The 25,523-nt window shown below is 55.7% G+C and carries 21 protein-coding genes and 1 tRNA gene; 13 read left to right on the top strand and 9 right to left on the bottom strand.

Annotated elements, in window-relative coordinates:
* Positions 1 to 183: 183 nt before the first annotated feature.
* From BLL36_RS02620 to BLL36_RS02605, 4 genes are read left to right on the top strand one after another with little or no spacing between them, the layout of a single operon-like run.
* Positions 184 to 1,638, top strand: coding sequence for a DUF3375 domain-containing protein (locus tag BLL36_RS02620; RefSeq protein ID WP_076949898.1), 1,455 nt, complete (start codon positions 184 to 186; stop codon positions 1,636 to 1,638).
* Positions 1,635 to 2,300 (top strand): DUF4194 domain-containing protein, encoded by a 666-nt coding sequence (locus tag BLL36_RS02615; protein ID WP_076949897.1) that lies wholly within the window; start codon positions 1,635 to 1,637, stop codon positions 2,298 to 2,300. Before BLL36_RS02620 ends, BLL36_RS02615 begins: the two co-directional genes overlap by 4 nt.
* Entirely contained in the window at positions 2,297 to 5,656 is a 3,360-nt protein-coding gene (locus tag BLL36_RS02610; protein WP_076949896.1) for an ATP-binding protein, read from the top strand. Before BLL36_RS02615 ends, BLL36_RS02610 begins: the two co-directional genes overlap by 4 nt.
* Positions 5,653 to 6,855, top strand: coding sequence for a Wadjet anti-phage system protein JetD domain-containing protein (locus BLL36_RS02605; RefSeq protein ID WP_231998927.1), 1,203 nt, complete (start codon positions 5,653 to 5,655; stop codon positions 6,853 to 6,855). Before BLL36_RS02610 ends, BLL36_RS02605 begins: the two co-directional genes overlap by 4 nt.
* Positions 6,856 to 6,968: 113 nt before the next feature.
* Here the strand turns inward: BLL36_RS02605 and BLL36_RS02600 are convergent, their stop codons facing one another.
* The 3 genes from BLL36_RS02600 to BLL36_RS02590 form a co-directional block, all read right to left on the bottom strand.
* A complete protein-coding gene (locus tag BLL36_RS02600) occupies positions 6,969 to 7,343 on the bottom strand; it encodes a cupin domain-containing protein (RefSeq protein ID WP_076949894.1) in 375 nt (124 codons plus the stop codon).
* 98 nt (positions 7,344 to 7,441) lie between these two features.
* A complete protein-coding gene (locus tag BLL36_RS02595; protein ID WP_076949893.1) occupies positions 7,442 to 7,765 on the bottom strand; it encodes a hypothetical protein in 324 nt (107 codons plus the stop codon).
* 90 nt (positions 7,766 to 7,855) lie between these two features.
* On the bottom strand, positions 7,856 to 8,890 hold the full coding sequence (locus tag BLL36_RS02590; protein ID WP_231998926.1) for a LysR substrate-binding domain-containing protein: 1,035 nt from the start codon (positions 8,888 to 8,890) through the stop codon (positions 7,856 to 7,858).
* A gap of 36 nt (positions 8,891 to 8,926) precedes the next feature.
* Here BLL36_RS02590 and BLL36_RS02585 point away from each other — a divergent pair, with 36 nt between their 5' ends.
* Entirely contained in the window at positions 8,927 to 9,853 is a 927-nt protein-coding gene (locus BLL36_RS02585; RefSeq protein WP_197678488.1) for a DMT family transporter, read from the top strand.
* Positions 9,850 to 10,653, top strand: coding sequence for an NAD(P)H-dependent oxidoreductase (locus tag BLL36_RS02580; RefSeq protein ID WP_076949891.1), 804 nt, complete (start codon positions 9,850 to 9,852; stop codon positions 10,651 to 10,653). The genes BLL36_RS02585 and BLL36_RS02580 overlap by 4 nt, the downstream gene beginning before the upstream one ends.
* Before the next feature lie 100 nt (positions 10,654 to 10,753).
* On the opposite strand, the gene BLL36_RS02575 is transcribed toward BLL36_RS02580, so the two are convergent.
* Both BLL36_RS02575 and BLL36_RS02570 read right to left on the bottom strand, forming a co-directional pair.
* Entirely contained in the window at positions 10,754 to 13,111 is a 2,358-nt protein-coding gene (locus BLL36_RS02575) for an FdhF/YdeP family oxidoreductase (RefSeq protein ID WP_076949890.1), read from the bottom strand.
* A gap of 645 nt (positions 13,112 to 13,756) precedes the next feature.
* Complete coding sequence (locus tag BLL36_RS02570; protein WP_076949889.1) at positions 13,757 to 15,103, bottom strand: hypothetical protein; 1,347 nt, start codon at positions 15,101 to 15,103, stop codon at positions 13,757 to 13,759.
* 386 nt (positions 15,104 to 15,489) lie between these two features.
* On the opposite strand from BLL36_RS02570, the gene BLL36_RS02565 reads away from it, so the two are divergent.
* Positions 15,490 to 15,966 (top strand): hypothetical protein, encoded by a 477-nt coding sequence (locus tag BLL36_RS02565; RefSeq protein WP_076949888.1) that lies wholly within the window; start codon positions 15,490 to 15,492, stop codon positions 15,964 to 15,966.
* A gap of 307 nt (positions 15,967 to 16,273) precedes the next feature.
* Here the strand turns inward: BLL36_RS02565 and BLL36_RS30945 are convergent, their stop codons facing one another.
* The 3 genes from BLL36_RS30945 to BLL36_RS30275 form a co-directional block, all read right to left on the bottom strand.
* Entirely contained in the window at positions 16,274 to 16,810 is a 537-nt protein-coding gene (locus BLL36_RS30945; RefSeq protein ID WP_076949887.1) for a hypothetical protein, read from the bottom strand.
* Between the two features lie 231 nt (positions 16,811 to 17,041).
* Positions 17,042 to 17,827, bottom strand: coding sequence for a hypothetical protein (locus BLL36_RS30280; protein ID WP_130925950.1), 786 nt, complete (start codon positions 17,825 to 17,827; stop codon positions 17,042 to 17,044).
* Between the two features lie 265 nt (positions 17,828 to 18,092).
* Positions 18,093 to 18,848: a hypothetical protein gene (locus tag BLL36_RS30275; protein WP_130925949.1), complete on the bottom strand. Its 756-nt coding sequence runs from the start codon at positions 18,846 to 18,848 to the stop codon at positions 18,093 to 18,095.
* Between the two features lie 595 nt (positions 18,849 to 19,443).
* Between BLL36_RS30275 and BLL36_RS02550 the strand changes: the two genes are divergently transcribed.
* Complete coding sequence (locus BLL36_RS02550) at positions 19,444 to 19,752, top strand: DUF3077 domain-containing protein (RefSeq protein WP_076949885.1); 309 nt, start codon at positions 19,444 to 19,446, stop codon at positions 19,750 to 19,752.
* Positions 19,753 to 19,917: 165 nt separating this feature from the next.
* Here BLL36_RS02550 and BLL36_RS02545 read toward each other — a convergent pair.
* Positions 19,918 to 20,002, bottom strand: a tRNA-Leu gene (locus BLL36_RS02545).
* 108 nt (positions 20,003 to 20,110) lie between these two features.
* Between BLL36_RS02545 and queA the strand changes: the two genes are divergently transcribed.
* From queA to secF, 5 genes are all read left to right on the top strand, one after another.
* On the top strand, positions 20,111 to 21,160 hold the full coding sequence (queA, locus tag BLL36_RS02540) for a tRNA preQ1(34) S-adenosylmethionine ribosyltransferase-isomerase QueA (RefSeq protein ID WP_076949884.1): 1,050 nt from the start codon (positions 20,111 to 20,113) through the stop codon (positions 21,158 to 21,160).
* Between the two features lie 5 nt (positions 21,161 to 21,165).
* Positions 21,166 to 22,281, top strand: coding sequence for a tRNA guanosine(34) transglycosylase Tgt (tgt, locus tag BLL36_RS02535; protein ID WP_162279259.1), 1,116 nt, complete (start codon positions 21,166 to 21,168; stop codon positions 22,279 to 22,281).
* A gap of 43 nt (positions 22,282 to 22,324) precedes the next feature.
* Positions 22,325 to 22,663 (top strand): preprotein translocase subunit YajC, encoded by a 339-nt coding sequence (gene yajC / locus BLL36_RS02530; RefSeq protein WP_003175975.1) that lies wholly within the window; start codon positions 22,325 to 22,327, stop codon positions 22,661 to 22,663.
* Between the two features lie 62 nt (positions 22,664 to 22,725).
* Positions 22,726 to 24,594 (top strand): protein translocase subunit SecD, encoded by a 1,869-nt coding sequence (gene secD, locus BLL36_RS02525; protein ID WP_076949882.1) that lies wholly within the window; start codon positions 22,726 to 22,728, stop codon positions 24,592 to 24,594.
* Positions 24,595 to 24,603: 9 nt separating this feature from the next.
* Entirely contained in the window at positions 24,604 to 25,518 is a 915-nt protein-coding gene (gene secF / locus BLL36_RS02520) for a protein translocase subunit SecF (protein ID WP_076949881.1), read from the top strand.
* Positions 25,519 to 25,523: the final 5 nt, after the last annotated feature.

The following is a 25,523-nucleotide window of genomic DNA, read 5'->3' as shown; positions in this document are numbered from 1 at the left end:
GTTGTGAGCCGTTTGGCTTGCGTACCCTTCGCCTTACAACTTTGAACGTGAACCCACAGTACGCATCTCTCCCGCCAGCTTAGCCATACCTATCCATTCGGCTAGTTACGCTACTAAAGGGTGGAAAAAGTTCATAATTCCCGCCACTGTTACCCGCTGATCAACCCTGCAAATCGGTGAGTGATGGATTACGCCACCCTTGAAAGCTTGCGCACGCACCATCCGGCTTGGCGCCTTTTGCGTTCGGACCATGGGCCGCTGGTTGCGAGTTTTTTACATCGTGTTTTTGTCGCGACCAATGTTCGGACTGTTTCTGCTGCCGATCTGGCCGAGTCCCTGGAAGACGAGCTCTATGTCTTGCGTCGGCAACTGGATGATGATGTTTTCCCCAAGTCTGCGTTGCAGTACCTCAATGAATGGGCCAGCCCGGAAAAGGGTTGGCTGCGCAAGTTCTATCGTCAAGACGATGATGAACCGCAATTCGACCTGACCCCGTCCACGGAGAAAGCCATTGCCTGGTTGGCAACCCTCGCCGAGCGAGGATTCGTCGGTACCGAGTCACGCTTACTGACGTTGTTCGAGCTGCTCAAGCAAATGAGTGAAGGCAGTGAAGCCGACCCGGCCAAGCGCGTTGCCCATTTGCGTAAGCGCCGTGATGAGCTGGACGCGGAGATCGCACAAATTCTGCGCGGTGATGTGCCGCTGCTTGACGATACGGCGCTCAAGGATCGTTTTCAGCAATTCACTCAGTTATCCCGAGAGTTACTGGCTGACTTCCGCGAGGTCGAGCATAACTTTCGTCTGCTCGACCGCCGTGTGCGTGAGCGGATTGCCTTGTGGGAAGGTGCCAAAGGCGCGTTGCTTGAGCAGATCATGGGCGAGCGCGACGCTATTTCCGATTCGGACCAGGGCCGTAGTTTCAGGGCGTTCTGGGGTTTTCTGATGTCGAGCAGCCGTCAGGAGGAATTGACGCGCATGCTTGACCGTGTGCTGGCCCTGGCGCCGGTGATGGAGCTCAAACCGGATATCCGTACCCGGCGGGTACATTACGACTGGCTTGAGGCTGGCGAGCACACCCAGCGCATGGTCGCTCAACTGTCCCAGCAATTGCGGCGGTTTCTGGATGATCAGGTCTGGCTGGAAAACCGCCGCATCATGGATATTTTGCACGGGGTTGAAGCCAAGGCGCTGGGCCTGCGTGAGCAAGCACCGGCAGGGGCGTTCATGGACATGGCCGACGTGGCCGCCAGTATTGAATTGCCCATGGAACGCCCGCTGCACACCTTGAGTGTAAAGCCCGACTTTGCCGGTATGGCGGTGCAAGTCGGCGACGAACATATCGATATCAGCGCGTTGTATAACGACCAGACAGTCGATTTGGTTCGGTTGGCCGCTCATATCCACCAAGCCTTGCAGGTCCGCTCGCAAATTACCCTACACGAACTGACTCGGTTGCGGCCCTTGCAACAAGGGTTGGCCGAATTGGTGGCGTATCTGCATTTGGGCAGTGAAACCTTTACCACCGTTGTCGACGACACCCAGGACGAGCCGATTGAGTGGGTCGCGACCGCCCGTGATGGTCGTTCGGTGCAGAAGCAGGCACGGTTGGCACGCATTATTTTTGTGAGGCAAGGATGAGCGAAGAGCAACCCGCATCGGGTGAGGTCATGGACAGTGGCGCGGCGGATCTGTCGACGCTGTTGATTGTGCTGCTTAAAGGGGTGATGTATCACGAAACCGACGAGCGCTTGTGGAGTGTATTGCTCAACTTACAGACGCGGGTGCGCGACTACGTGACGATATTGGGTTTGGAACTGATGCTGGATGAGGCCGAAGGCTACGCCTTTCTGAAAAGCCGAACCGAACCTGCAGAAGATGAACCGACGGTTCGCATACCGCGCCTGATTGCGCGACGGCCGTTGTCATTTCCGGTCAGCCTGCTGCTGGCCCTGCTGCGTAAAAAACTCGCGGAGTTCGATGCCAGTGGCGCTGAAACACGGCTGGTGCTGACCCGCGATGAGATCGTCGAACTGATTCGTGTGTTCCTGCCCGATAGCAGCAACGAAGCGCGGCTGGTCGACCAGATCGACACGCATATCGGCAAGGTCGTCGACCTGGGGTTTTTGCGGCGTCTCAAGAGCAGCAGTGGCCCACTCAGTTATGAGGTGCGGCGCATTCTGAAGGCGTTCGTGGATGCTCAGTGGCTGTCTGAATTCGACACCCGCCTGAGTGAGTACCGTGCCCATCTGAGCGGCGAGAACCCTGCCGCGCCGCACAGCGAAGAGGAGGTGCCGTCATGAGTGACTTATTGCTGCCCGAGCTGGACTTTATCGGTGATGACAGCCTGTCGGGCTTTCGCCTCAAACGCCTGGAAGTCTTCAACTGGGGCACCTTCGATCAACGCGTGTGGACACTTCTGCCCGAGGGCAGAAACAGCCTGCTCACAGGGGACATCGGCTCAGGCAAGTCGACGCTTGTGGATGCGCTGACTACCTTGCTGGTGCCCACTCAACGGATTGCCTATAACAAGGCCGCCGGCGCCGAGAACAAGGAGCGAAGCCTGCGCTCCTATGTCTTGGGTCATTATAAATCCGAGCGCAGTGACGTCACCGGTGCAGCCAAGCCCGTCGCGCTGCGTGACCACAACAGCTACTCGGTGATTCTGGGGGTGTTTCATAACGCCGGTTACGATCAGACGGTCACCCTGGCCCAGGTGTTCTGGATGAAAGACGGGCAAAGCCAGCCCGAGCGCTTTTACGTCGGTGCCGAGCGCGACCTGTGCATCACCGCAGACTTTGCCGACTTTGGCTCGGACATCCCGCAATTGCGCAAGCGCCTGCGTAACAGCGGGGCTGATATTCAGGACAGCTTTCCCAAGTACGGTGCGTGGTTCCGGCGTCGCCTGGGCATTGATAACGAACAGGCGCTGGAGCTATTTCATCAGACGGTCTCGATGAAATCGGTGGGTAACCTGACCGATTTTGTGCGCAGCCACATGCTTGAACCCTTTGATGTCGCCGCGCGCATCACTGCGCTGATCGCCCACTTCGATGATCTGAGCCGAGCCCATGAAGCCGTGCTCAAGGCCAAGCAACAGCGCCTGTTGCTGGAGCCGCTGGTGGCCGATTGCGACAAGTACCAGGACCTGTGTGCCGAGCAGGAGCGCTTGCGTGATTGCCGGGATGCGCTCAAGCCGTGGTTTTCCGAACTCAAACTGACGCTGTTGGATCGACGCCTGCAACTGCTGGCCCAGGATCAACATCGGCTTGGCGCGCAAAAGGAGCGTCAGATTGAGCAGCGTGATCGTCAGCGCCTGGACGTGGAATCCCTCAAGCGTGCGGTGGCCGAACAGGGCGGTGATCGCCTCGAACAACTGGCGATAGAAATACGCCAGTACGATACCGAGCGCGAGCGCCGCCAACAGCGAGCGCAGCGCCACGGGCAATTGCTTGTCGCCGTGGGCGAGTCACCGATTGCGGATGAAGCGGCGTTCACCCGTCTTGGGCAACAGTTGCAAACCCGTCGAGAACAGTCGGGCACCCAGGAAGCCGACCTGCAAAACCAGATCACCGAATGGGGCGTTTCGTTGCGCCAGGGCCGGCTTGAGCACGAGGCACTGGAGAGTGAAATCACCAGTCTCAAGGCGCGGCGCAGCAATATCCCCGACGCGCAGATCAGGTTGCGCACGGCCATGTGCCTGGCGTTGGGCTTGGCGGAAGACGTCATGCCCTTCGTCGGTGAGCTGTTGCAAGTGCGCGAAGAGCATCGCCCGTGGGAGGGGGCCATCGAGCGCGTGCTGCACAATTTTGGCCTGGCGCTGCTGGTGCCGGATGAACAGTACAACCAGGTCGCCGCCTGGGTGGATAAAACCCACCTGGCGGGTCGCCTGGTGTATTTCCGCGTACGTTCCGGGCGGCAGTCCGATGCACCGGACCTGCATCCACAGTCGCTGGTGAGCAAACTCAGTGTTAAACCCGACTCGGTGTTTTACGCCTGGCTGCTGCGCGAACTGAGCCATCGTTTCAATTACGCCTGCTGCGACACCCCGGAACAATTTCGTCGAGAGGTGCGTGCGCTGTCGTTGTCGGGGCAGATCAAGGGCGCCGGCGAGCGGCATGAAAAGGATGATAGACATCGGTTGGATGACCGCAGCCGCTATGTGCTGGGCTGGAGCAACGCGGAAAAAATCATCGCGCTTGAGGCGATCAAAGAGCGTCTGCAAGGGCAATTGGCCGATATCGGCGCACAGATCGCCACGGCCGAAAAACAGCGCAGTCAGTTGCGTCAGCAGCTTGAAGCGTTGGCGGCGCTCAATGAATTCACCGACTACCGGGACATTGACTGGGCGGAGTGCGCCACCCTCGTGGCGCGCTTGCAGGATGAAAAGGCCACGCTGGAAGCGGCCAGCGACACCTTGCTGCAATTGACGGCACAACTGAAAACCATGCAAGACACGCTGGGGCTGACGGAAGAAGAAATCTCCAGGCTGGACAAGGAGTTGGGAAGCGTGCAAGCCAAGCACGAAGTCGCCACCGCGCTTCGCGACGAAACCGTCAACCTGATGGTCCCGATTGCAGACGCCATTCGGCTCCACTTGGAGGCCCTGCGTACTCAGGTGCTGGGCGAGCGCCTGTTGACCGTTGAATCCTGCGACAACGCCGAACGGGAAGTGCGCGAAGCCCTGCAAGGCAAAATGGACGCCGAAGCCAAAGCGCTGGAGCGTCTGCGAGACAAGATCATTCGTGCCATGGCGGCCTTCAAGGAAGCCTACAAGCTGGAAACCAGCGAGTTCGATGCCGACCTTAATGCCGTCGACGAATACCGCAACCTGTTGGACCAGCTCATACGCGACGACCTGCCACGTTTTGAGCAACGCTTCAAGGAACTGCTCAACGTCAACACCATTAATGAGATCGCCAACTTCAACGGGCAACTGGCGCGGGAGCGGGAGACCATCAAGGAGCGGATTGACCTGATCAATCAATCCCTGGGGCAGATCGACTACAACCCCGGCCGCTATATCGTGCTGGAGGCGCAACTGAGCCCGGATGCCGACATTCGCGACTTCCAGATGCAATTGCGCGCCTGCACCGAAGGCGCCTTGACCGGCTCCGAAGACGCCCAGTATTCGGAGAGCAAGTTCCTGCAAGTCAAAACCATCATCGATCGCTTTCGCGGACGCGAAGGGCTGACTGAACAGGATCGACGCTGGACCGCCAAAGTGACCGACGTGCGCAATTGGTTCCTGTTCGCCGCCAGTGAACGTTGGCGCGAGGATGATCGCGAGCACGAGCATTATTCAGACTCGGGCGGCAAGTCGGGTGGGCAAAAAGAAAAGCTGGCCTACACGATTCTGGCGGCCAGCCTGGCCTATCAATTCGGTCTGGAATGGGGCGCCGTGCGTTCGCGCTCGTTCCGTTTTGTGGTGATCGATGAAGCCTTCGGCCGCGGCTCCGACGAATCGGCCGAGTATGGCTTGAGGTTATTTGAACAGCTCAACCTGCAATTGCTGATCGTCACGCCCTTACAGAAAATCCACATCATCGAGCCGTTTGTTTCCAGCGTGGGCTTTGTGCAAAACGAGGGCGGCAAGGCCTCCCGATTACGCAACTTGTCGATTGAGGAGTACCGCGAGCACCGAGGCGATTTCTCATGATGAACTGGACCACGGTGCAGGACCTCAAGCAGCAGGTGCTGCGTCTTTGGCTCCGTGGGGACTTACTGCGCGCGCTGGTTCCAGGGCAGCCCTGGGAGCCACGCCGGCTTACGCTGAAAACGCCGGACACGACGCAGTTGAGTGAACACTTCGAAGACGTGCGCAAGTGGGTCGCACAGCTCAGTGCTGTCGACGGCATTCGCATTCAGTGGCGCGACATCAACCATCGGGTTATCGGCTTGCAGCGGTTACCGGCGTCGGTGTGGCTGGACTCGGCCGAAGAAGCCATCAAGCTGATTGGCAAACAGGCTGAGTTGCAAGCCTTACGCGGCATGCTTGAGCTGACCCTTCAGCGCCAACCCTCACTGGTCGGCTGGCTGGGCGTTCGGCCTTTGCAGGCCATAGAGCTCGCGCCGCACTGGCCCGCCCTTTTGGAGGTGGTGGCGTGGATGACGCAACACCCACAGCCGGGAATCTACCTGCGACAGGTCGACATTCCGGGTATCCATACCAAGTTCATCGAAGGCCACCGAGCCGTCTTGAGCGAACTGTTCGACCGAGTGCTGCCGGAACAGGCCATCGCCGCACAGCACAAAGGCACCGCGCAGTTTTGTGCCCGCTACGGCTTCCTTGAAAAACCCGCCGTACTTCGCTTTCGTGTGCTCGACCCTGCCCTGGCCCTGCTGCCCGGCGCTGACTTGCCGGACATTACCCTCGACGCCGCGAGCTTTTCCCGGCTGGACATTGCCGTAACGCGAGTGTTCGTGACCGAAAACGAAACCAACTTCCTCGCCTTTCCGACTGTGCCTGGGGCCATCGTGATCTTTGGTAAAGGCTATGGCTGGGAAACCCTGGGACGTGCCGAGTGGTTGTCACGCTGCACCATGTATTACTGGGGCGATATTGATACCCACGGCTTTGCCATCCTTGACCAACTGCGCCGCAAGTTTGGGCATGTCGAGTCGTTATTGATGGATCGCCAAACCCTGGAAACCCACAAGGAATTGTGGGGCCAGGAAAACCGGCAGGTGACTCACGACTTGCCTTTTCTTACGCCAGAAGAGCGCAAGTTGTTCGATGACCTGCGCGACAACCGACTGGGGGTTGGGGTCAGGTTGGAACAGGAGCATGTCAGGTTTGGTTGGTTGGAGAGTGCGCTGGAATCGATAAGCCAGTCACCGAGTACGCGGCTTTGTTGATGTCGCTCATGTGCCTGTACCGGGATTCGGTGCGGGCACTACAAGCAGCCATGACGAGGAATCAAAGAGGATACGAAGGATCTGCACTTCGCCGTGGGCGAGGCGGTAAGGCCTTAGATCCATTGATCATTCGCGGCGGTTCGGTCCCCACCTGCATGGCCAGTGTTCAAAATGCCCCGTGGCTCGATCATCATCAGCTTGGCTTCGCCTTCGGCGGCCGTGCGGTGTTCAATGCCGCGAGGGACCACATACAGTTCGCCTGGCGCTACATACACGGGGCCGTCGGGGAGGTCGATACGTAGCGTGCCTTCCAGTACCAGGAATGCCTCGTCGGTTTCGGGGTGGGAGTGCCAGATGAATTCGCCTTCGATGCGTACCACTTTGAATTGGTAGTCGTTCATTTCGGCGACCACGCGTGGGCTCCATTGCTTGTCGATGAGGGAGGCTTTTTGGGTGAGGTTTATGGGCGCGGCGGGAGGCTGAGCCATGACGGATACTCGGGTAAGGTGAGGAAAGTCAGGTTAGCCAGAAGAGGGGCGCAGGGCTTGAACGATCATGCAATAGGCGTCATCACGCTGTTCTGAATTCAAGCCCGCCGCAATTTGCCGGCGAGCCATGACAGCGCTATCGCCGGAATTGAGAGAACGGCCGCATACAGGATACCGACACCCAGCAACGGGGAAGCACCAGAAATAACCAGAACCACGGGGATCTGAGCAAGCATTACGACAGCGCCCGCGGACCATTGGGCGCTTTTTAGCACGGCTCCAAGAATCACTGACAACGCAAGCGCGGCGGGATAGATGAGGGTCCAATAACTCGCCAGATCCCAAGGCTCCTTGGCTCCTGTGACGGCTGAAACAACAGTCCAAAAAACCAGGGACGCAACGCAGGTAGCAGTGAATGCCATGATTTTCCTATTCGACTTCGTCGAAAGACTGTTGGACGCATTCGCAAACGCGAAAAGGGGACGGAATTAATTTTCGTGAGCTTCAAATTATCAATTTTTTTGAATTCGCTGCGCTACGTCGCAAAGCCACCGGCGCAACAGCTGTGCTGCCTCACCCAGCACCACATCTTTGGCCTGCACCAAATAATAGCCCTTGCCCGTCTTTAGTACAGCGTCAAAGACAGGTACGAGAAGGCCTCTTTCTACATCTTCCTCAACCAGCCAAGGGCTGGTGAGCACTAAACCTTGATCGCGACGCGCCGCGTCGATTGCCAGCTCAGACTGATCGAACTTGAGGCTGCTGGAAAAGCTATCGGCGGACATACCGACCGATGATAGCCATTGAGCCCAGTGAGCGTGAGACGTCGTATAGATCAAGGTGGCTCCCGGCAAACAATCAAGGCTATGCAACTGGAGCCGTTCGCGGTACGCCGGGCTGGAATAGACCCTGACCTCGTCTGGCAAGAGCAGTTCTGCATTCACGTCACTGCTATGTCCATCGAAATGCCGCACCGCCAGGTCGCAGCTAGCGTCATGGAAATCCACTTTATCGGTGGATGCGCTCAGGTGCAGCTGCACCTCTGGATGCCGCTCCATGAACAATGGCATCCGCTTTGCGAACCAGGAGTTAGCGAATGCCGGCGGCAAGCTTAGCCGTACCTGCCTGTCTCTAAGAACCCGCACGGCCAGGTTGGCGGTCTCCAGCTGGCGAAGCGCCGGCTTGACCTGCTCCCAGTAGCTCAGCGCCTGCGCCGTGGGTTGCAGCCTGCGCACATTGCGTATGAACAGTGGCGTTCCTAGCCAACCTTCCAGCTTGCGAATCTGTTGCCCTACCGCTCCCGGCGTTACGAACAACTGGCTTGCAGCAAGGCTGACGCTGCCGGTGCGCATGACCGCGTCAAAGCATGCGATGGCCCTGAGGGGCGTATCAGCTCTCATGGCGTAGTTTTTCTCTTCTATAGATCGAAAACATATGATTTGTAGCGGCTTGCGTACTTTCCCACAATCGAATTTCGCCATCGGCTGTTTGGCCTGCCGAGTGAGGAATAAATTGTTGTCCAAGTTAATGATAAAAGGTGCCGACAAGTGAGGAAGTCAGTCGATGGGGCTGCCACGGCGGTAATGGTGCTGCTGTGTCTCATCTGGGGCGCTCAGCAGGTGGCAATGAAGGCGGTTGCCGGCGACATAGCACCGCTCATGCAGGTTGCCGTTCGCTCCGGAGTCGCTGCAGCCTTGGTCTGGCTGATCGGAAAATCGATCATGCGGGAAGTGTGGTTACCCGGCGTCTGGTGCCGCTCCGGATTGGTCGTGGCCGTTCTGTTCGCGGGTGAATTTCTGTTCATCGCGCAAGGGTTACGCTGGACAAGTGCTTCGCATATGGCGGTTTTCCTGTATACGGCGCCCTTGTTTGCCGCCATTGGTCTGCACCTGCGCTTGCCGGAGGAGCGTCTTGGCGCGATTCAGTGGCTGGGTATGTCGCTAGCGTTCGCAGGGATTGCCATCACCTTCCTCATGCCACGCGATGGAGCAGCCATTCAAACCACCCACGCAAACAGTCTCCTGGGCGACCTGCTGGGCTTGTGCGCGGGCGCTACCTGGGGATTTACGACGGTAGCGGTGCGTATCAGTCGCCTGAGTGAAGCACCCGCCACCCAGACCCTGTTTTACCAACTGGCAGGGGCCTTTCTCCTTCTGCTGCCTTTGAGCCTGCTAGCGGGCCAAAGCGCAATGAGCTTTTCAACCGGTGCAGTGGCCAGCCTGGTTTTCCAGACATTAATCGTGTCAGTGGCCAGCTACTTGATCTGGTTCTGGATGCTTCGTCGCTACCTCGCGGCTCGCCTGGGAGTGCTGGCCTTCATGAGTCCGCTGTTTGGCGTATTGATGGGTTACCTGTGGCTCAAAGAGCAGACGAGCATCGGGTTTCTGCTGGGCGCAAGCCTGACTATTGTCGGCCTGCTCGTGGTGAGTCTCAGCAAAGCGGTCGGACAGAATCGGGGCGATAGACGTTATCCAATATCGAAAAACCGCAAAGAGAGGCTGCAGTTATGAAGACGTTAATCGTATTGGCGCACCCGGAACCACGCTCTTTCAACGGTGCCCTAAAGGACGTAGCTGTTGAAACGCTGCGCGAACTCGGCCACCAGGTTCAGGTGAGCGATCTCTACGCGATGAATTGGAAGGCTGAGCTGGGCGTTGGTGACTTCCCCGATAATCGCGCCGATCCTGACTATCTCAATCTTCCCCGCGAGCAAGAACATGCGTTTGCAAACAACGCTCACACCGACGACATCAAAGCCGAGCAATCGAAAGTCATGTGGGCTGACCTGGTGATTTTTCAGTTTCCCGTGTGGTGGTTTTCGATGCCGGCCATTCTGAAAGGCTGGGTAGACCGGGTGTTAAGTCGCGGGTTCGCGTACTCATCGGGGCACAAGTATGGATCAGGCCTACTCAAGGGCAAGAGGGCCATGCTTTGCCTGACCACGGGCACCGCGAGCAGCCTTTATACACCTGCTGGCATTGATGGCGACTTGCATCACGTCCTCTGGCCTATCCATAACGGCATTTTGGCTTATACCGGTTTCACCGTTCTTCCGCCGTTTGCTGCATGGATGCCGGCGCAGCTCAGCGATGACGAACGTCAGCAATATCTGAATTCATATGCCGACTACCTGCGAAGCTTGGAAACGGTGCAGCCGCTGTTTTTTCATCCCCGTGAAGACTATGACGACAACCAGCAGCTCAAACCCGGGATTGAAGCCCGCTCGGGTGTGCAGTGGAATCCACGTGCAGGACAAAGTTTTGAACAGGCTGCATCCCGTTTCTCAGGGCAGCCTAAGTCCAAAATCTAGCTCTCATGCTGGCCGGCACCGGAAAAATATCCGATGCGATAGCTGAGGGTTTGTGATCGTTCCCTCGCGTGGGAACGATCACAACGCTGTACCACGAGCCCTAAATAGCCGCCGCAATCAACCCGCGTCGCTGCAAAGCCACTTGCGTCTCCTCTGGATTCATCCGCACCAGGTTCACCGGGATGGATTTCGCCGCCGGTGTGTTACTGCGGCTATCCCGATTCGCCAGTGGCAGCAAGCCGTTGGTTTCCGGGTAGTACGCAGCGCAACAGCCTTGCGGTACGTCGAAGGGGATGACCTTGAAACCGGGCGCACGACGCGGTGTTGTCACGTCCAGCGCCGTCTGGAACTCGACATAATCCCCGGCCTTGAGCCCCAGACGCTCAATGTCCTGCGGGTTGAGCATCACCACCATGCGGTCGCCGTAGATACCCCGGTAACGGTCATCGTTGGAATACACCGTGGTGTTGAACTGGTCATGGCTGCGGATCGTCATCAACTGCAGGTGGTCAGCGCCCGGTGGCGTGTCGTCCTCGTCAAAAACCCCTGCAGGAAACAGGAAGTTGGCCTTGCCTGACTCGGTGTTCCACTTGCGCTCGCTGGCGCCATTGGGCAGGCGGAAACCGCCGGGCTCCTTGATGCGCTGGTTGAAGTCATAAAACTGCTCGGGCAGCACTGCTTCGATCTTGTCGCGAATGCGCGCGTAATCGTTCACATAGCTGTCCCAATCCACCTTGGGGTTGGGCGCAAGCGTCGCCTTGGCCATACCGACGATGATCGCCACTTCGGAGATCAGGTGTTTCGACGCAGGCTCAAGCATGCCGGTGGAGCCGTGCACCATCGACATCGAGTCCTCGACCGTCACGGTTTGCGCCACACCGTTCTGCATGTCCAGCTCCGAGCGGGCGATGCACGGCAGCAAAAACGCTTTCTGGCCATGGACCGTTGCACTGCGGTTGAGTTTGGTATTGACCAGCACGGTCATTTTCAAGCGGCTGACGGTCGGGCAGACCACATCGATATCCGGGATGGCCCGGAAGAAATTGCCGCCCATGGAAATAAACGCCTCGACCTCACCGCGCAGCAGCGCCTCACAGGCTTCGGCCACATCATGCCCACCTTTGCGGGACGCCTCGAAACCGAACACCTTGCTCATACTGGCCAGGAACGGCTCGCCGGCTTTTTCGTAGATGCCCATGGTGCGGTCACCCTGCACATTGGAGTGGCCGCGAATCGGGCAGGCACCCGCGCCCAGCTTGCCGATGTTGCCGCGCAGCAGCAGCAGATTAATGATCTGCTGCATCGCGTCGCCACCGCGCTTGTGTTGAGTAATGCCCATGCCCCAGCAACAGATCACCCGCTCCGAACGCATGTACACCGCCGCCACATCCTCCAGCGCCTGACGCGTGAGGCCCGAATGACGCTCGATGATTGCCCACGGCAGCTGTCGGCAATAATCGGCGAACGGCTCAAGGCCGTGGGTGTGCTCGTCGATGAAGGCGACATCCAGCACACGGGGCAGCCCTTCACGCTGAGCTGCATCATCCGCTTCAATGACCGCCTTACAGATGCCCTGCACGGCAATCATGTCGCCGCCGATTCTGACCTGATGGTACTGGGAGCTGATCTTGACCCCGCTGCGACTGAGCATATCGCGCGGGTCCTGGGGTGATGCAAACCTTACCAGAGCCTTTTCGCGCAACGGATTGAACGAGATGATGCTCGCGCCACGGCGTGCGGCGGCATGCAGCTCCGACATCATGCGCGGGCTGTTGGTCCCGGGGTTCTGACCGAAGATGAAAATGGCGTCGGCGCTCTCGAAGTCTTCCAGCGTCGTGGTGCCCTTGCCAACGCCGATTGACTCGGGAAGGGCCACGCTGGTGGTCTCGTGGCACATGTTCGAACAGTCAGGAAAGTTAGCCATGCCATACAGGCGGCCAAACAACTGATACAGAAACGCCGCCTCGTTCGAGGTACGCCCCGAGGTGTACAACTCCAGCTTCCACGGGTCGCTCAATTGACGCAGCTCTTGCCCGATCTCGGCGAACGCCTCGTCCCAACTGACGGGCAGGTACTTGTCGCTGCCCGCGTCATAGCGCATCGGCTCGGTGATACGGCCCTGATCTTCCAGGTCGTGATCGGTCCAGGTTGCCAGCTCACTGACCGTATGTTCAGCGAAGAACTCGGGCGTGACGCGTTTTTTGGTCGACTCCCACGCCAGTGCCTTGGCACCGTTCTCACAGTATTCAAAGGTGTGCGGCTTCTTTGGGTCTGGCCAGGCGCAGCTGGGGCAGTCGAAACCGTCCGGTTTGTTCATGGACAATAAGGTGCGGTTGCCCTTGAGCAGGACGTGCTGGTGGAGCAGGTGTTTGTTGACGGCGTTTAGGGCAGGCCAGCCGCCGGCGGCGGAGCCGTCGGATTGGGAGCCTTGGAGCTGCGGATTTTTGGGTTCAGACATTGGGTGGGGTCTCCCTGTTGAAGCCTGTGAAGGCTTGGTGCGTATGGTTGTGATGCATACGGGGAGGGAGAATTCGGCTTGATCGACGAGCGTTGCTGACCAGTGGATGGGTGGGCGGTTCAGTTAGGGGGCGAGCTGTTCAGACGAAACTCAATTTCACTTGAAACATTTCCCAGAAATAAATCCGTCCCCTTTTTTCGTCCCCTTTTTTCCTCTTTTTTTCCTGTACGCGTTGCAGTTACGCGACCCTATATCTCGGTATGGATCAACTGGTTATCGCATGGATCGCAGCGCGGGACGCCGAAATGGAAGAAAGCTGCGCAGCTATAAAGCTGCTTGCCTGTACGGAGCTTGTCTATTGCAAGTCGGTTATGCCGCACGGCAGAAATAGGTCTGCTGAAGTCCAAGCATCATGCAGATTTCGCAGTGTATGGCTGCGTATTTACCATTACTCAGCACTAGGCACCATATGCATGGGCAGAGTCTCTCTACCGGAGCGGAGGGAGTCCAACAACGTCCGGTTTTGGACGAAAGTAGTCGTTCGTGAGCGGCAGCTTCCGGCCAAAAGCGGTCACTTACCGAAGGCAAAGTCGCAGGGGATTCTCACGGAATGCCCCTAGCTGCCTTGAGTGAATTGCGTGTTATCTAAGGTGCATCACCTTCGTCTTCGCCCTCATAATCGTAGTCAATCAAGCTTGCTGACACTTCACCAAGCTCAAATTTTCCTAAAGCTCTGGTGCCGAGCAGCACAGTATTTTTAATTTCGATATTGAATCCAATATCGCGACCGGGAACATCATCATCCCGTCTATGAGAGCCGCTTGCTGAACCAGTAAAAGTAACATTCAAGCCATCATCAAATGCAATAGAGTCCAATTCGCCGATTTCAATTTCGTCAAAGATAGTGTCAGATTCTGCAATGGGCCCTGAGAACTCATCACCATTAAGCAAATCATACTTAAGACTTTCGCAGATATCTCTACAAACCTCTTCTACTTGATCCTCGGTGAGTAATTTATATTCTAGATCTTCGAAGACTGATATCACATGATCAAATAGAAGGTCGGGCCCTAGGTTCTCGTTGTCGGTTCCTTCGTCTTGCACAATCGTTTCGAGGCTTGACGCAAATTTTTTAGGGTCGTAGTAGATGTATGACACTTGTGATAGCTTTTCATTGTTAAAATTTTCGTCGTGGACTAAGGAGTGAAAGTCTTCGTAGCCAAAAATCATCGCTACGATCTCACCTAGTCCAGCTAGAGATAATTGAACACCATCTGCTTTCAGGCTTTCTTCGATTGCCAGCATGAAGCTGTAAGATGATGGGAAACGATTTGATGCCTGTGCTGATTTTAGCTGAGCACTTGCCACATTGAACCGTTGTCGTTCAAGTGCAGCATTTTTCTGTTTTTTCTCTTCTTCTAGCTCAGCTTGATTCGCTCGGCTTTTGGCTTCCGCCGCTGAGGCTGTAGCCGCTTCCGATACCGCTATTGCCGCTTCGGCTTTTTCTTTTAGCCTTACACTCCTGAGCCTCAATTGTTCGATTGTTTCTTTTCGGCGGTCAATGTCTAATTGGACGTTTTGCTCTAAAAATTTCTTGTCAGGATCTGCTAGCAGCTTTTGTTTATTCAATATTTCCTGTTGCTTAACCTTGCCGACTTCGATTGATATGGCTTGCTGGTGCAAACGTTCATTTGCAAATTTTTGTATCGACTTCAGCGCGAGTGATGCCCAAGGGAAAGCAAACAAGAATAGCAGCGCCATACATAAAGGGATTATAAGTATTGTATTTAATCCAATTATGTCGGTCTCTTTAAAGTACTTACCAAGAGCATTAATTCGTTCTGTGGCGGTTCCGTCGCCCCATATTAGGATTGCCAAATGACTCCAGTTGCAGACTATCCATGCCCCTATGAATGCACCAATAAATGGATCTTCAACCTTTGTTTTCGTGTTTCCAGAGATTGACTGCATTATATCGTCGAGGAATTTCATTCCGTATGACCTGCTTTCCTATATTCAAAGTGACGCATGGAGTGGGCTCAAGGCGTATACGAGTATGCGCGATTTTGGGGGATGATCGATACTGCCAGATGACTGCGAAGGCTCACAAATTCGTTACGGTACAGCCCGTACCTCTGCCACTCCTTCATTCAACACACTGGCCTGATAGAGAGAAATGGCTAGTGATCGCCAGGGGTACACAGCAAGAAGGGCCGGATGCCTGAGCCAACATTGAGCCAAAGTGTCCGCTTTGGGTCGAAGGCGTTCGCCCATTCTCGCCAAATAGGCTCCCCGAAACGAATTCTTAGAGTTCAAAATGATTAGTCCGTTGTAATCTGGCTAGAATCAGTGCGGCGTCAGTCGTCTAGAGGTGAAGCATGGGTACAACGTCACTCGTGGCATGGATCGCTCTCGCGGTTTCGGCCTTCAGTTTCTTGTTCAACGTGATCGGATTCTACCGGTCTCGGGCAAAGGACCTTTTCAGTTTGCGCCAAGAGGTACTTACAAAAGCGGAAAAAACTCGGTCGTCTTGGGCTAGATCGATCCAGAACAACAAATCGCTGATTCACAAAGCAGAAGTTAACAATCGGCTTGAGCCAGAGTTGCAAGCCATGCTCATTAATTTTCTAGGAAGCCATCAGGAGTTTCTGGAGCAATGTGAGGCAGATGCCTCGGCCTTTGCTAAGGACGTCTATGAGAACGGGGCGAAATTCACTGAGAGCAAATGCCGTGAATATTTAAGGATGCTTGATCCAAATCTGGAAGTCTTTGAGAGGACTGAAGGGGTAGCTGAACGTAAGTATATTGAATTGACGGAACGAGCCGAGGCCGCTGGGCGCATCTCTCCTGCCTAGTGTGGGCCGGGACCGATCACGTTCTGTTCTTAGCGACAGACCGCTAGCGGCCGATTCTGTTGAAAAAGTCGACTTCGAATTCCACGGCAGAAAAGTACGCGTCTGAGATTGAAAGCTGAATTTTTGGCAGTAGGTTCAGGACTCGGATTTCACGTAGCAGCGTGCAAAAAAGGTCTTTTCACCCATCAGTATTCGAGCGTTTTGGGCAAGCCGACTTTTTCAACACAATCGGCCAAAAGCGGTCACTCACACCTAAGTTAAGCGACGGGCCCGAGATGGCCTATCCACTTCAAAGAATGGTTAAAAACTACTGTTCATCTCTCCGACGAAACTCTTCAAGTTCCCAAACGGACAGAGTTCGCGTGCTAGCCACTTTCTTCAAATCTTGGACAGCTTGCGCATAGGCTTTGATTGAGTCACTCGTTGTCCAGTCATAGGAGATCTTTGCTTTATCCCGAACAATCCCGTCGATTGGACAATGTGGAGGCTCTCCAATATGACCGGTTGCCCATAGGTATTTCAGGTGCAAATTGATGAGTTTTTGAGCGACGCCGATCCTGAATCTTCCATTATGTAATTTATTTCCAAGTGCTTCTGATATGTCGTCTGCGGTTTTTTGAATAAACTCAATGTGCTGTTTTTCTGTCACATTCCCCTTCGCGTATATGTGCTCCAGCTTTTCAAGAAATCCTCGAAAAACTTTTTTTTCTTTGGTTCGCTGATGGCACCCGACTCCTTTTGCGTACACTGGAGCTTCACCATTTCTGGTGGATAGCGCAGCGTTAAGACTGAGCAAGCCAAGCTCGTATCGCAGAAAACGCTTCTTATCGTTTTTGATTGACACGAATATCTCCTGTAGGTTTTTGCTGTAAGTAGATGGCAGAAATGTCGTGATATTTTATGCCATTTTTTTCACATAACCTTCTTCTTGCCAACGAGAACCCTCTTGAGTGAGCTGTGCCGAATGAAAGAGTCTCGACAACGACAAAAGGGAGAAAACGACAAGACCTGTCCCGAGAGTCCTAGATCTTCGGAAGCCATCTATGATCAAGCCTTCAAAACCTCTTAATATTATTTATTGCGCTTTATCCTTAGTGTTAGCAATAACCTCAATGGCCCGTTCGTATAAGCTAGCGGGAGCTTTTCCAAAAGAAACGTCCATGGGTGAAAATATTTCGAAAAACTTTACAGCTTTGTCGGGATCGCCATTCGACATCATTAGTGCACTTGCTTGGGAGTCGTAAAGCTCCGCCAACCGTGCGTAATACCTAAGGAAAGACATTCCAATTTGAATCCCTAAAACAAAAAAAGCGATTGCTCCAAATGTGAAGGCGATTGATGATACAGATGTAATTAAGTCGTTGCCGACGTTCGTATTCTCGGGGGCTTTGTTTTTGTAAGCTGCCTCCGCGCGCTCGTAGAATCCTACTAAAGTATTTACTTCATTTAAATAAACAGCCCTCTCTTCAGGAGACACCATCGGCGTCTTCTCTTCTGAACCATCTAGACGCTTACCCAAATAGACCAACCCGTCTGGATAGGCTTTATCCAGGAGACCCGTGGTAGTTTGCATAAATAGGCTAGGATCTTGGGGTCGCTTGGCGGATATACTTTCTGCGATAGTCTGCCATGCCATCGCCGGACGAGTATTTAACGAAAATATTGCTACAACTGCAACTGTTACAATAGCCAGCATGCCTGCTGCAATCACAGTTCTGGACTTGCGCGCGCGCATTGCACGCTTTTGCAAATCCAAAACGGTAGTGCCGAAATTAAAATCAACCACGTTTGAATTAATATTTTCTAGTTTCATTATAAATTCTGCTGCTAGTGTAAAACTTGAATCAGACCACCATTGCATCCAACCTTGCCTGACGACTCACCTGACTGATCAGGAAAAACGGGATTGATGATTCCAGTCCCAAGGCGTGAAGCAGCGAGCACGGCACCCTGCACCATTGCCTAAACTTGCGTCAGAATCTATCGGCTTGTGCACTTGGTTGAGTATCTCTCAGGGTGCTCGGTCGCTGAAACCCGAGTGACCGGGTTTAGTGATTCGAGGTTGAACCTAACGTGTGCATTGACTTTATCTGACGGACGCCCTTATCTGTGCTTGAAGTGTGCCGTTAAGCTCGAGGTTCACAGTCAACCCAGCGTACAAAATTAACTGTGCCGAACTGCTCTTCGATCTGTGAACGCATCTCTCTTGGCATGAATAGACATGTTGCCTTCATCTCATTGTAGAAGCACATATCTACAACATGCGCTATTTTACCACCCTCATGGCTCTCAGTTCTGTAAAAGAAAATCTCTTGATTATCACCAGTTGAAAAATCAGGATTTATAAGCAGCTCATTAACTTTCGTTAAACTAACCCCGCCATCTGTTTCTAAGGTTCCTAGAAAATGTGGCATAACAAATACAGCGCCACTCCACTGAACGCCCTTATCATAAAAAAGAGCACCTCGAGCAACAGCTGCTAGAAAATTACCGATTCGCTCATAGTTACTTTTTAGCTCGACGTGGTTTTTAGGGTCATACCAGTCAATACCTGATGTTCTAGCCTGACTATCAACTTCAGTAGTGATGGTTATCTGATCAGTATACTCGCGTAGAAAATGCGGCTTTCGAATTATAGTTCTGATGGTTTTATCGATATGCGGACGGAGCTTTTCGTAATCAAGCCCTTTCGCGCGAGCTGCAAAATAGACCATCATATACTGATCATCGCCAGACTTATTGGAGTTATGCAGATCACAAGAGGGAACCTTCATCAAGTTAACTCTGTAATTCTTTTTTGTACCTTTCGGAAATAAGCATTTTGGAGGTACGTGCTCCAATGTTTTAGATGGGGCCTTGCAGTAATAGCATGTTTTTTCCATGATCTCCGTCCTTTGAGTAACGCACTTTAAATTTAGTCAAACTATAGGCTATTAATTTTTATACTTCACTAACCCAATCGACATTGCATAGCCCCTTTTTTGATCGACCGCACGATTCAACATGAGGCCGCCAGGAACCTGAGTCGGGTGAACCAACTGAGTGGCGTTAGGCTACTACACATCTAGCCTCCACGCATCTCACTTCACTGACCGAATATTACTGCTTTCGCACCTCATGATTACCGGCAGCTTGTAGCCAATCGCAGCCCATCGCGACAGGCAGCTTTTGGCCGAAAGCGGCCTGCCGGAGTACCCTTACCCGGTAAGCGTTATAGGAGGGGCTGACCACCATGTTGTTTCCGCCGACGCTCGTCTAATCTCGGTCTGCCTGTCAGAAACCTTTCGCCACAGATCCAACCTTCCAGCCCCAATCCCTCCTGCGCTACCTTCCACCGTCGCTTCCAATCCAGCGACCGGACCTGATAATCCGAAAACAATAGGCTCACTTACTTAGGAGCTTATCAATGAGCGTTTCTGATCAGTCGTACTCTCGCAATCCCACAACCCACACCTCCACCCACCTGGGAGGTACCCAATGATCAACCCACCCCTCAACAAAACCCTCGGCGTCATCACCTTTTCCACCTGCGGCAAACAGCCCAATCTCCACCGCCTGTTCCGCGTTAATTCCGGCGTACCCATCCGCGATGCTCTTGAGCATGCCTCCGAGCTTCTGCATTGTTCGAAAATGCTCGCATTGGATGCAGCGATGGACACAGGCGCGGATCGTTTTGCCTGGGCCGCACATTATTTGGGAGAGATGGCGAAGGCAGTGGTGGATGATTTGGCGAATGGGATGTTGCCGAATGGGGTGACGGAGGAGGGGGATTCGGTTGGGGTGTAGGCAGGTGGTTTGAGGGTGTTGGGGCTGGCGCAATCGCAGGCAAGCCAGCTCCCACATTTGGACTGTGTTTCAGGCTGGTAATGGGCGGTGTGCGTGAGTCAGCCGGCCGCCCACTTTTCTACAGACGAAAAAAAAGACCTTGAATTTCAAGGTCTTTTTTTAAGATGGTGCCCCGAGGGAGAATCGAACTCCCACTTCTTTCGAAAACGGATTTTGAATCCGCCGCGTCTACCAATTCCGCCATCAGGGCTCAATGGCGGCGAAGTATAGAGATGAGATTACCGTTGGTCAATCACGTTTCATGGTCAATTTTGACTATTTCCGCTAGACTTCCCGGCCCTGCTAGACGAACCCCATCATGCGCGTTGCTGACTTTACTTTTGAGCTCCCTGATTCGCTGATCGCTCGCCACCCGTTGGCCGAGCGTCGCGCCAGTCGACTGCTGACCCTGGACGGGCCGAGCGGTGCCCTCGCACACCGTCAATTCACTGATTTGCTTGAGCATTTGCGCCCAGGCGATTTGATGGTGTTCAACAATACCCGGGTGATTCCGGCGCGGCTTTTTGGCCAGAAAGCCTCCGGCGGTAAGCTGGAAATTCTGGTGGAAAGGGTGCTGGACAGCCATCGTGTGCTGGCCCATGTGCGCTCCAGCAAGTCGCCGAAACCGGGGTCGAGCATCCTCATTGATGGCGGTGGCGAGGCCGAGATGGTCGCGCGCCATGATGCGTTGTTCGAGCTCAGGTTTGCCGAAGAGGTGTTGCCGCTGCTGGAGCGCGTCGGCCATATGCCGTTGCCTCCTTATATAGACCGCCCCGACGAAGACGCGGACCGCGAACGCTATCAGACGGTGTACTCCCAGCGCCTCGGTGCTGTGGCGGCGCCGACGGCCGGGTTGCATTTCGACCAGCCGCTGCTGGATGCGATTGCCGCCAAGGGCGTCGAAAGCGCCTATGTGACCCTGCACGTGGGGGCCGGGACGTTTCAGCCGGTGCGTGTGGAGAACATCGAAGACCACCATATGCACAGCGAATGGCTGGAAGTCAGCCAGGACGTGGTCGACGCGGTTAACGCATGCAAGGCGCGCGGCGGGCGGGTGGTGGCGGTGGGCACCACCAGCGTGCGCTCGCTCGAGAGTGCGGCGCGCGATGGCGTGCTCAAGCCGTTCAGTGGCGACACCGATATCTTTATTTTCCCGGGCCGGCCGTTTCATGTGGTCGATTGCCTGGTCACCAATTTCCATTTGCCGGAATCCACGCTGTTGATGCTGGTGTCGGCCTTTGCCGGTTACCCGGAAACCATGGCGGCTTATCAAGCGGCCATCGCCAACGAGTACCGCTTTTTCAGCTACGGTGATGCGATGTTTATCACCCGCAACCCGGCGCCGCGCGGCCTAGAGGAACAACTATGAGTCGTATGTCGTTTGAATTATTGGCCACCGACGGCAAGGCCCGTCGTGGTCGCGTGACCTTCCCGCGCGGCACCGTGGAGACCCCGGCGTTCATGCCGGTCGGCACCTACGGCACCGTCAAGGGCATGCTGCCGCGTGACATCGTCGCCACCGGCGCCGAGATCATCCTCGGCAACACCTTCCACCTGTGGCTGCGCCCAGGCACGGAAGTGATCAAGAAGCATGGCGACCTGCATGACTTCATGAAGTGGCAAGGCCCGATCCTCACCGACTCCGGTGGTTTCCAGGTGTTCAGCCTGGGCGCCATGCGCAAGATCAAGGAGGAGGGCGTGACCTTCGCCTCGCCGGTGGACGGCTCCAAGGTGTTCATGGGCCCGGAAGAGTCGATGCAGGTGCAGCGCGACCTGGGCTCCGACATCGTGATGATTTTTGACGAGTGCACGCCGTACCCGGCTGACGAAGACGTGGCGCGCATCTCCATGGAGCTGTCGCTGCGTTGGGCCCAGCGCTCGAAGAATGCCCATGGCGACAACACGGCGGCGCTGTTCGGCATCGTCCAGGGCGGCATGCATGAAAGCCTGCGCAAGCGCTCGCTGGAAGGCCTCGACAAGATCGGCTTTGATGGCCTGGCCATCGGCGGTCTGTCGGTGGGTGAGCCCAAGCACGAGATGATCAAGGTGCTGGATTACCTGCCGGGCCTGATGCCCGCAGACAAACCTCGTTACCTTATGGGCGTTGGCAAACCGGAAGATCTCGTAGAGGGTGTGCGCCGCGGTGTGGACATGTTCGATTGCGTGATGCCAACCCGTAATGCCCGCAATGGGCATCTGTTCATTGATACAGGCGTGCTGAAGATCCGTAACGCGTTCCATCGCCATGATGATTCGCCGCTCGATCCTACCTGTGATTGCTACACCTGCCAGAACTTCTCCCGTGCTTATCTGCACCATCTGGACAAGTGCGGGGAAATGCTGGGTAGCATGTTGAATACCATCCACAATTTGCGTCATTACCAAGTCCTGATGGCTGGTTTGCGCGAGGCTATTCAACAGGGTACATTGGCCGCCTTCGTCGATGCCTTCTATGCCAAGCGCGGGCTCCCTGTGCCGCCCTTGGACTGAGTTTCCCGACCCTAAGATTCACTATTTGCAACTGGAGTGCTAAATGAGCTTTTTTATCTCTAACGCCATGGCTGACGCCGCTGCGCCTGCTGCTGCCGGCCCGATGGGCGGTGGTTTCGAGTGGATTTTCCTGGTCGGCTTCCTGGTCATCTTCTACCTGATGATCTGGCGTCCACAGGCCAAGCGCGCCAAAGAGCAGAAGAACCTGCTGGGCAGCCTGCAAAAAGGTGACGAAGTTGTGACCACCGGCGGCATCGCCGGCAAGATCACCAAGGTTTCCGATGCTTTCGTGGTTCTGGAAGTCTCCGATACCGTAGAAATGAAGTTCCAGAAGGGCGCCATCGCCGCCACGCTGCCAAAAGGCACGCTCAAAGCGATCTAAGTAACAACCTTTACCAATCGACGGGGCGCGCAAGGCGCCCCGCGTTATAAGCGGGCGGCGTGATGCTGAACAAATACCCTCTGTGGAAATACGTACTGATCCTGGCGGTGCTGGCGATCGGTTTTATTTATTCCGCTCCCAATCTCTATCCTGATGACCCGGCGATCCAGATCACGGGCGCCAGCACTTCGCTGCAGGTCAATCAGGCTGATCTGGAACGCGCGAGCAAAGCGCTCACTGACGCGGGTATCCAGGTTAAAGCGGCAACATTGGCGGCTGATGCGAAGGGCGGCTTGCTGCGCCTGACCAAGCAAGAAGACCAATTGCCGGCCAAAGACTTTGTACGCAAGGTCATGGGTGACGACTACGTTGTCGCGCTGAACCTGGCACAAACCACTCCCGCCTGGTTGCGCAGCATTGGCGCGCACCCGATGAAGCTGGGTCTGGACTTGTCCGGTGGTGTGCACTTCCTGCTGGAAGTCGACATGGACAAGGCCCTCGACGCACGCCTGAAAGTCTATGAAGGCGATGTGAAGAGCCTGCTGCGCAAAGAGAAGCTGCGTTATCGCAGCCTGCCGCAGCTCAACGGTGCCATCCAGCTGGGCTTCTCTGATGAAGCGTCCCGCGAACAGGCCCGTGCGCTGATCCGCAAGAACTTCAACGATTTCGACATCGTACCGGCCGACCTCAACGGTCAGGCTGTACTGCGTCTGGCGATGAGCCCGGCCAAGATCGCGGAAATCCGTGAATACTCCATCAAGCAGAACTTGACCACGGTGCGTAACCGCGTCAACGAACTGGGTGTGGCCGAGCCGATCGTGCAGCGTCAGGGCGCCAACCGCATCGTGGTTGAACTGCCGGGCGTGCAGGACACCGCTGAAGCCAAGCGTATCCTGGGTAAAACCGCCAACCTGGAATTCCGCCTCGCGGCTGAGCCGGGTGCGACTCGCGCGACGTCCGAAGAGTTTGAATTCCGTGAAGGCAACCGTCCTCCTGCCTTGATCGAGCGTGGCTTGATCATCACCGGTGACCAGGTGACCGATGCCAAGGCCGGTTTCGGCGAGCACGGTACCCCTGAAGTGAACATCCGCCTGGATGGCCACGGCGGCGAACTGATGAGCCGCGCCACGCGCAGCAACGTCGGTCGCAGCATGGCGGTGATCTTCATCGAGCAGCGCCCTGTTACCACCTACACCAAGCAGATGGTCAACGGCGTCGAGAAAGATGTGCCGGTACAGACCTTCAAGGAAGAGAAGAAGATCATCAGCTTGGCGACCATTCAGTCGCCGCTGGGTGCGCAGTTCCGCATCACTGGTCTGAACGGCCAGGGCGAATCTTCGGAACTGGCCCTGTTGCTGCGTGCCGGTGGCCTGGCGGCGCCGATGTACTTCGCTGAAGAACGTACCATCGGCCCGAGCCTGGGTGCCGACAACATCACCAAGGGTGTCGATGCGGCGCTGTGGGGCATGTTGTTCGTGTCGCTGTTCATCATTGCCATCTACCGCTTCTTCGGCGTCATCGCCACCGTGGCCCTGGCGGGCAACATGGTGATGCTGCTGGCGTTGATGTCGTTGCTGGGTGCTACGCTGACCCTGCCGGGTATCGCCGGTATCGTCCTCACCATGGGTATGGCGGTGGACGCCAACGTGCTGATCTTCTCGCGGATTCGTGAAGAGATCGCCAATGGCATGACCGTACAACGTGCAATCAACGAAGGCTTCGGCCGGGCATTTACCGCGATCCTCGACTCCAACCTGACCACGTTGCTGGTCGGCGGGATTCTCTTTGCCATGGGCACCGGCCCCGTCAAAGGTTTTGCGGTGACCATGTCCCTCGGTATCTTTACCTCGATGTTCACGGCCATCATGGTGACCCGCGCAATGGTCAACCTGATCTTTGGCGGACGTGACTTCAAGAAGTTGTGGATTTAAGGGGCTGCCATGTTACGTACAATCAACTTCATGGGCGTTCGCAACATTGCGTTCGGCGCCACTGTGCTCCTTACCGTTCTGGCGCTGTTCAGCTGGTTCCATAAGGGTTTGAACTACGGTCTGGACTTCACCGGCGGTACGCTCATCGAGCTGACCTACGAGAAGCCGGCCGACGTTACCCTGGTGCGCAACGAGCTGGTCAAGGCCGGCTACCACGAGGCCGTGGTGCAGAACTTCGGCGCGACCACCGACCTGCTGGTGCGCATGCCTGGCGAAGACCCGCAACTGGGTCATCAGGTCGCCGAGGCCTTGCAGAAGGTCGGCGGCGACAACCCTGCGTCGGTCAAGCGCGTCGAGTTCGTCGGCCCGCAAGTGGGTGAAGAACTGCGCGACCAGGGCGGCCTCGGCATGCTGATGGCGCTGGTCGGCATCATGATCTACCTGGCCTTCCGCTTTCAGTGGAAGTTCGGGGTCGGCGCCATTGTGTCGCTGATTCACGACGTGATCGTCACCGTGGGTATCCTGGCGTACTTCCAGATCACCTTCGACCTGACCGTTCTGGCCGCCGTGCTGGCGATCATTGGTTACTCGCTCAACGACACCATCGTGGTATTCGACCGGGTTCGCGAGAACTTCCGCGTACTGCGCAAGGCGACGTTGATCGAGAACATCAACATCTCCACCACCCAGACCCTGCTGCGCACCATGGCGACGTCGATCTCCACCTTGCTGGCGATCGCGGCACTGATGATCTTCGGTGGCGACAACCTGTGGGGCTTCTCCCTGGCGCTGTTCATTGGCGTGTTGGCGGGTACCTACTCGTCGATCTACATCGCCAACGTGGTGTTGATCTGGCTGAACCTCAGCAGCGAAGACTTGATCCCTCCCGCCGCGACCGGCAAGGAGGTCGACGACCGTCCTTGATGGAC

The sequence above is a fragment of the Pseudomonas cedrina subsp. cedrina genome (assembly GCF_001983175.1).
In the GTDB taxonomy this organism is placed as follows: Bacteria; Pseudomonadota; Gammaproteobacteria; order Pseudomonadales; family Pseudomonadaceae; genus Aquipseudomonas; species Aquipseudomonas cedrina.
This window is presented reverse-complemented; position numbering and strand designations above follow the sequence as displayed.

Excerpts from the sequence above, each read along its gene's own strand:
- BLL36_RS02615 (WP_076949897.1), top strand. The coding sequence starts at position 1,635 with ATGAGCGAAGAGCAACCCGCATCGGGTGAGGTCATGGACAGTGGCGCG.
- BLL36_RS02570 (WP_076949889.1), bottom strand. The coding sequence starts at position 15,103 with ATGAAATTCCTCGACGATATAATGCAGTCAATCTCTGGAAACACGAAA.
- BLL36_RS30275 (WP_130925949.1), bottom strand. The coding sequence starts at position 18,848 with ATGGAAAAAACATGCTATTACTGCAAGGCCCCATCTAAAACATTGGAG.
- secF (WP_076949881.1), top strand. The coding sequence starts at position 24,604 with ATGTTACGTACAATCAACTTCATGGGCGTTCGCAACATTGCGTTCGGC.
- BLL36_RS02600 (WP_076949894.1), bottom strand. The coding sequence starts at position 7,343 with ATGGCTCAGCCTCCCGCCGCGCCCATAAACCTCACCCAAAAAGCCTCC.
- BLL36_RS02575 (WP_076949890.1), bottom strand. The coding sequence starts at position 13,111 with ATGTCTGAACCCAAAAATCCGCAGCTCCAAGGCTCCCAATCCGACGGC.
- queA (WP_076949884.1), top strand. The coding sequence starts at position 20,111 with ATGCGCGTTGCTGACTTTACTTTTGAGCTCCCTGATTCGCTGATCGCT.
- BLL36_RS02620 (WP_076949898.1), top strand. The coding sequence starts at position 184 with ATGGATTACGCCACCCTTGAAAGCTTGCGCACGCACCATCCGGCTTGG.
- tgt (WP_162279259.1), top strand. The coding sequence starts at position 21,166 with ATGTCGTTTGAATTATTGGCCACCGACGGCAAGGCCCGTCGTGGTCGC.
- BLL36_RS02610 (WP_076949896.1), top strand. The coding sequence starts at position 2,297 with ATGAGTGACTTATTGCTGCCCGAGCTGGACTTTATCGGTGATGACAGC.
- BLL36_RS30280 (WP_130925950.1), bottom strand. The coding sequence starts at position 17,827 with ATGCAATGGTGGTCTGATTCAAGTTTTACACTAGCAGCAGAATTTATA.
- BLL36_RS02565 (WP_076949888.1), top strand. The coding sequence starts at position 15,490 with ATGGGTACAACGTCACTCGTGGCATGGATCGCTCTCGCGGTTTCGGCC.
- BLL36_RS02580 (WP_076949891.1), top strand. The coding sequence starts at position 9,850 with ATGAAGACGTTAATCGTATTGGCGCACCCGGAACCACGCTCTTTCAAC.
- BLL36_RS02550 (WP_076949885.1), top strand. The coding sequence starts at position 19,444 with ATGATCAACCCACCCCTCAACAAAACCCTCGGCGTCATCACCTTTTCC.
- BLL36_RS02605 (WP_231998927.1), top strand. The coding sequence starts at position 5,653 with ATGATGAACTGGACCACGGTGCAGGACCTCAAGCAGCAGGTGCTGCGT.
- BLL36_RS02595 (WP_076949893.1), bottom strand. The coding sequence starts at position 7,765 with ATGGCATTCACTGCTACCTGCGTTGCGTCCCTGGTTTTTTGGACTGTT.
- secD (WP_076949882.1), top strand. The coding sequence starts at position 22,726 with ATGCTGAACAAATACCCTCTGTGGAAATACGTACTGATCCTGGCGGTG.
- BLL36_RS02585 (WP_197678488.1), top strand. The coding sequence starts at position 8,927 with ATGGTGCTGCTGTGTCTCATCTGGGGCGCTCAGCAGGTGGCAATGAAG.
- yajC (WP_003175975.1), top strand. The coding sequence starts at position 22,325 with ATGAGCTTTTTTATCTCTAACGCCATGGCTGACGCCGCTGCGCCTGCT.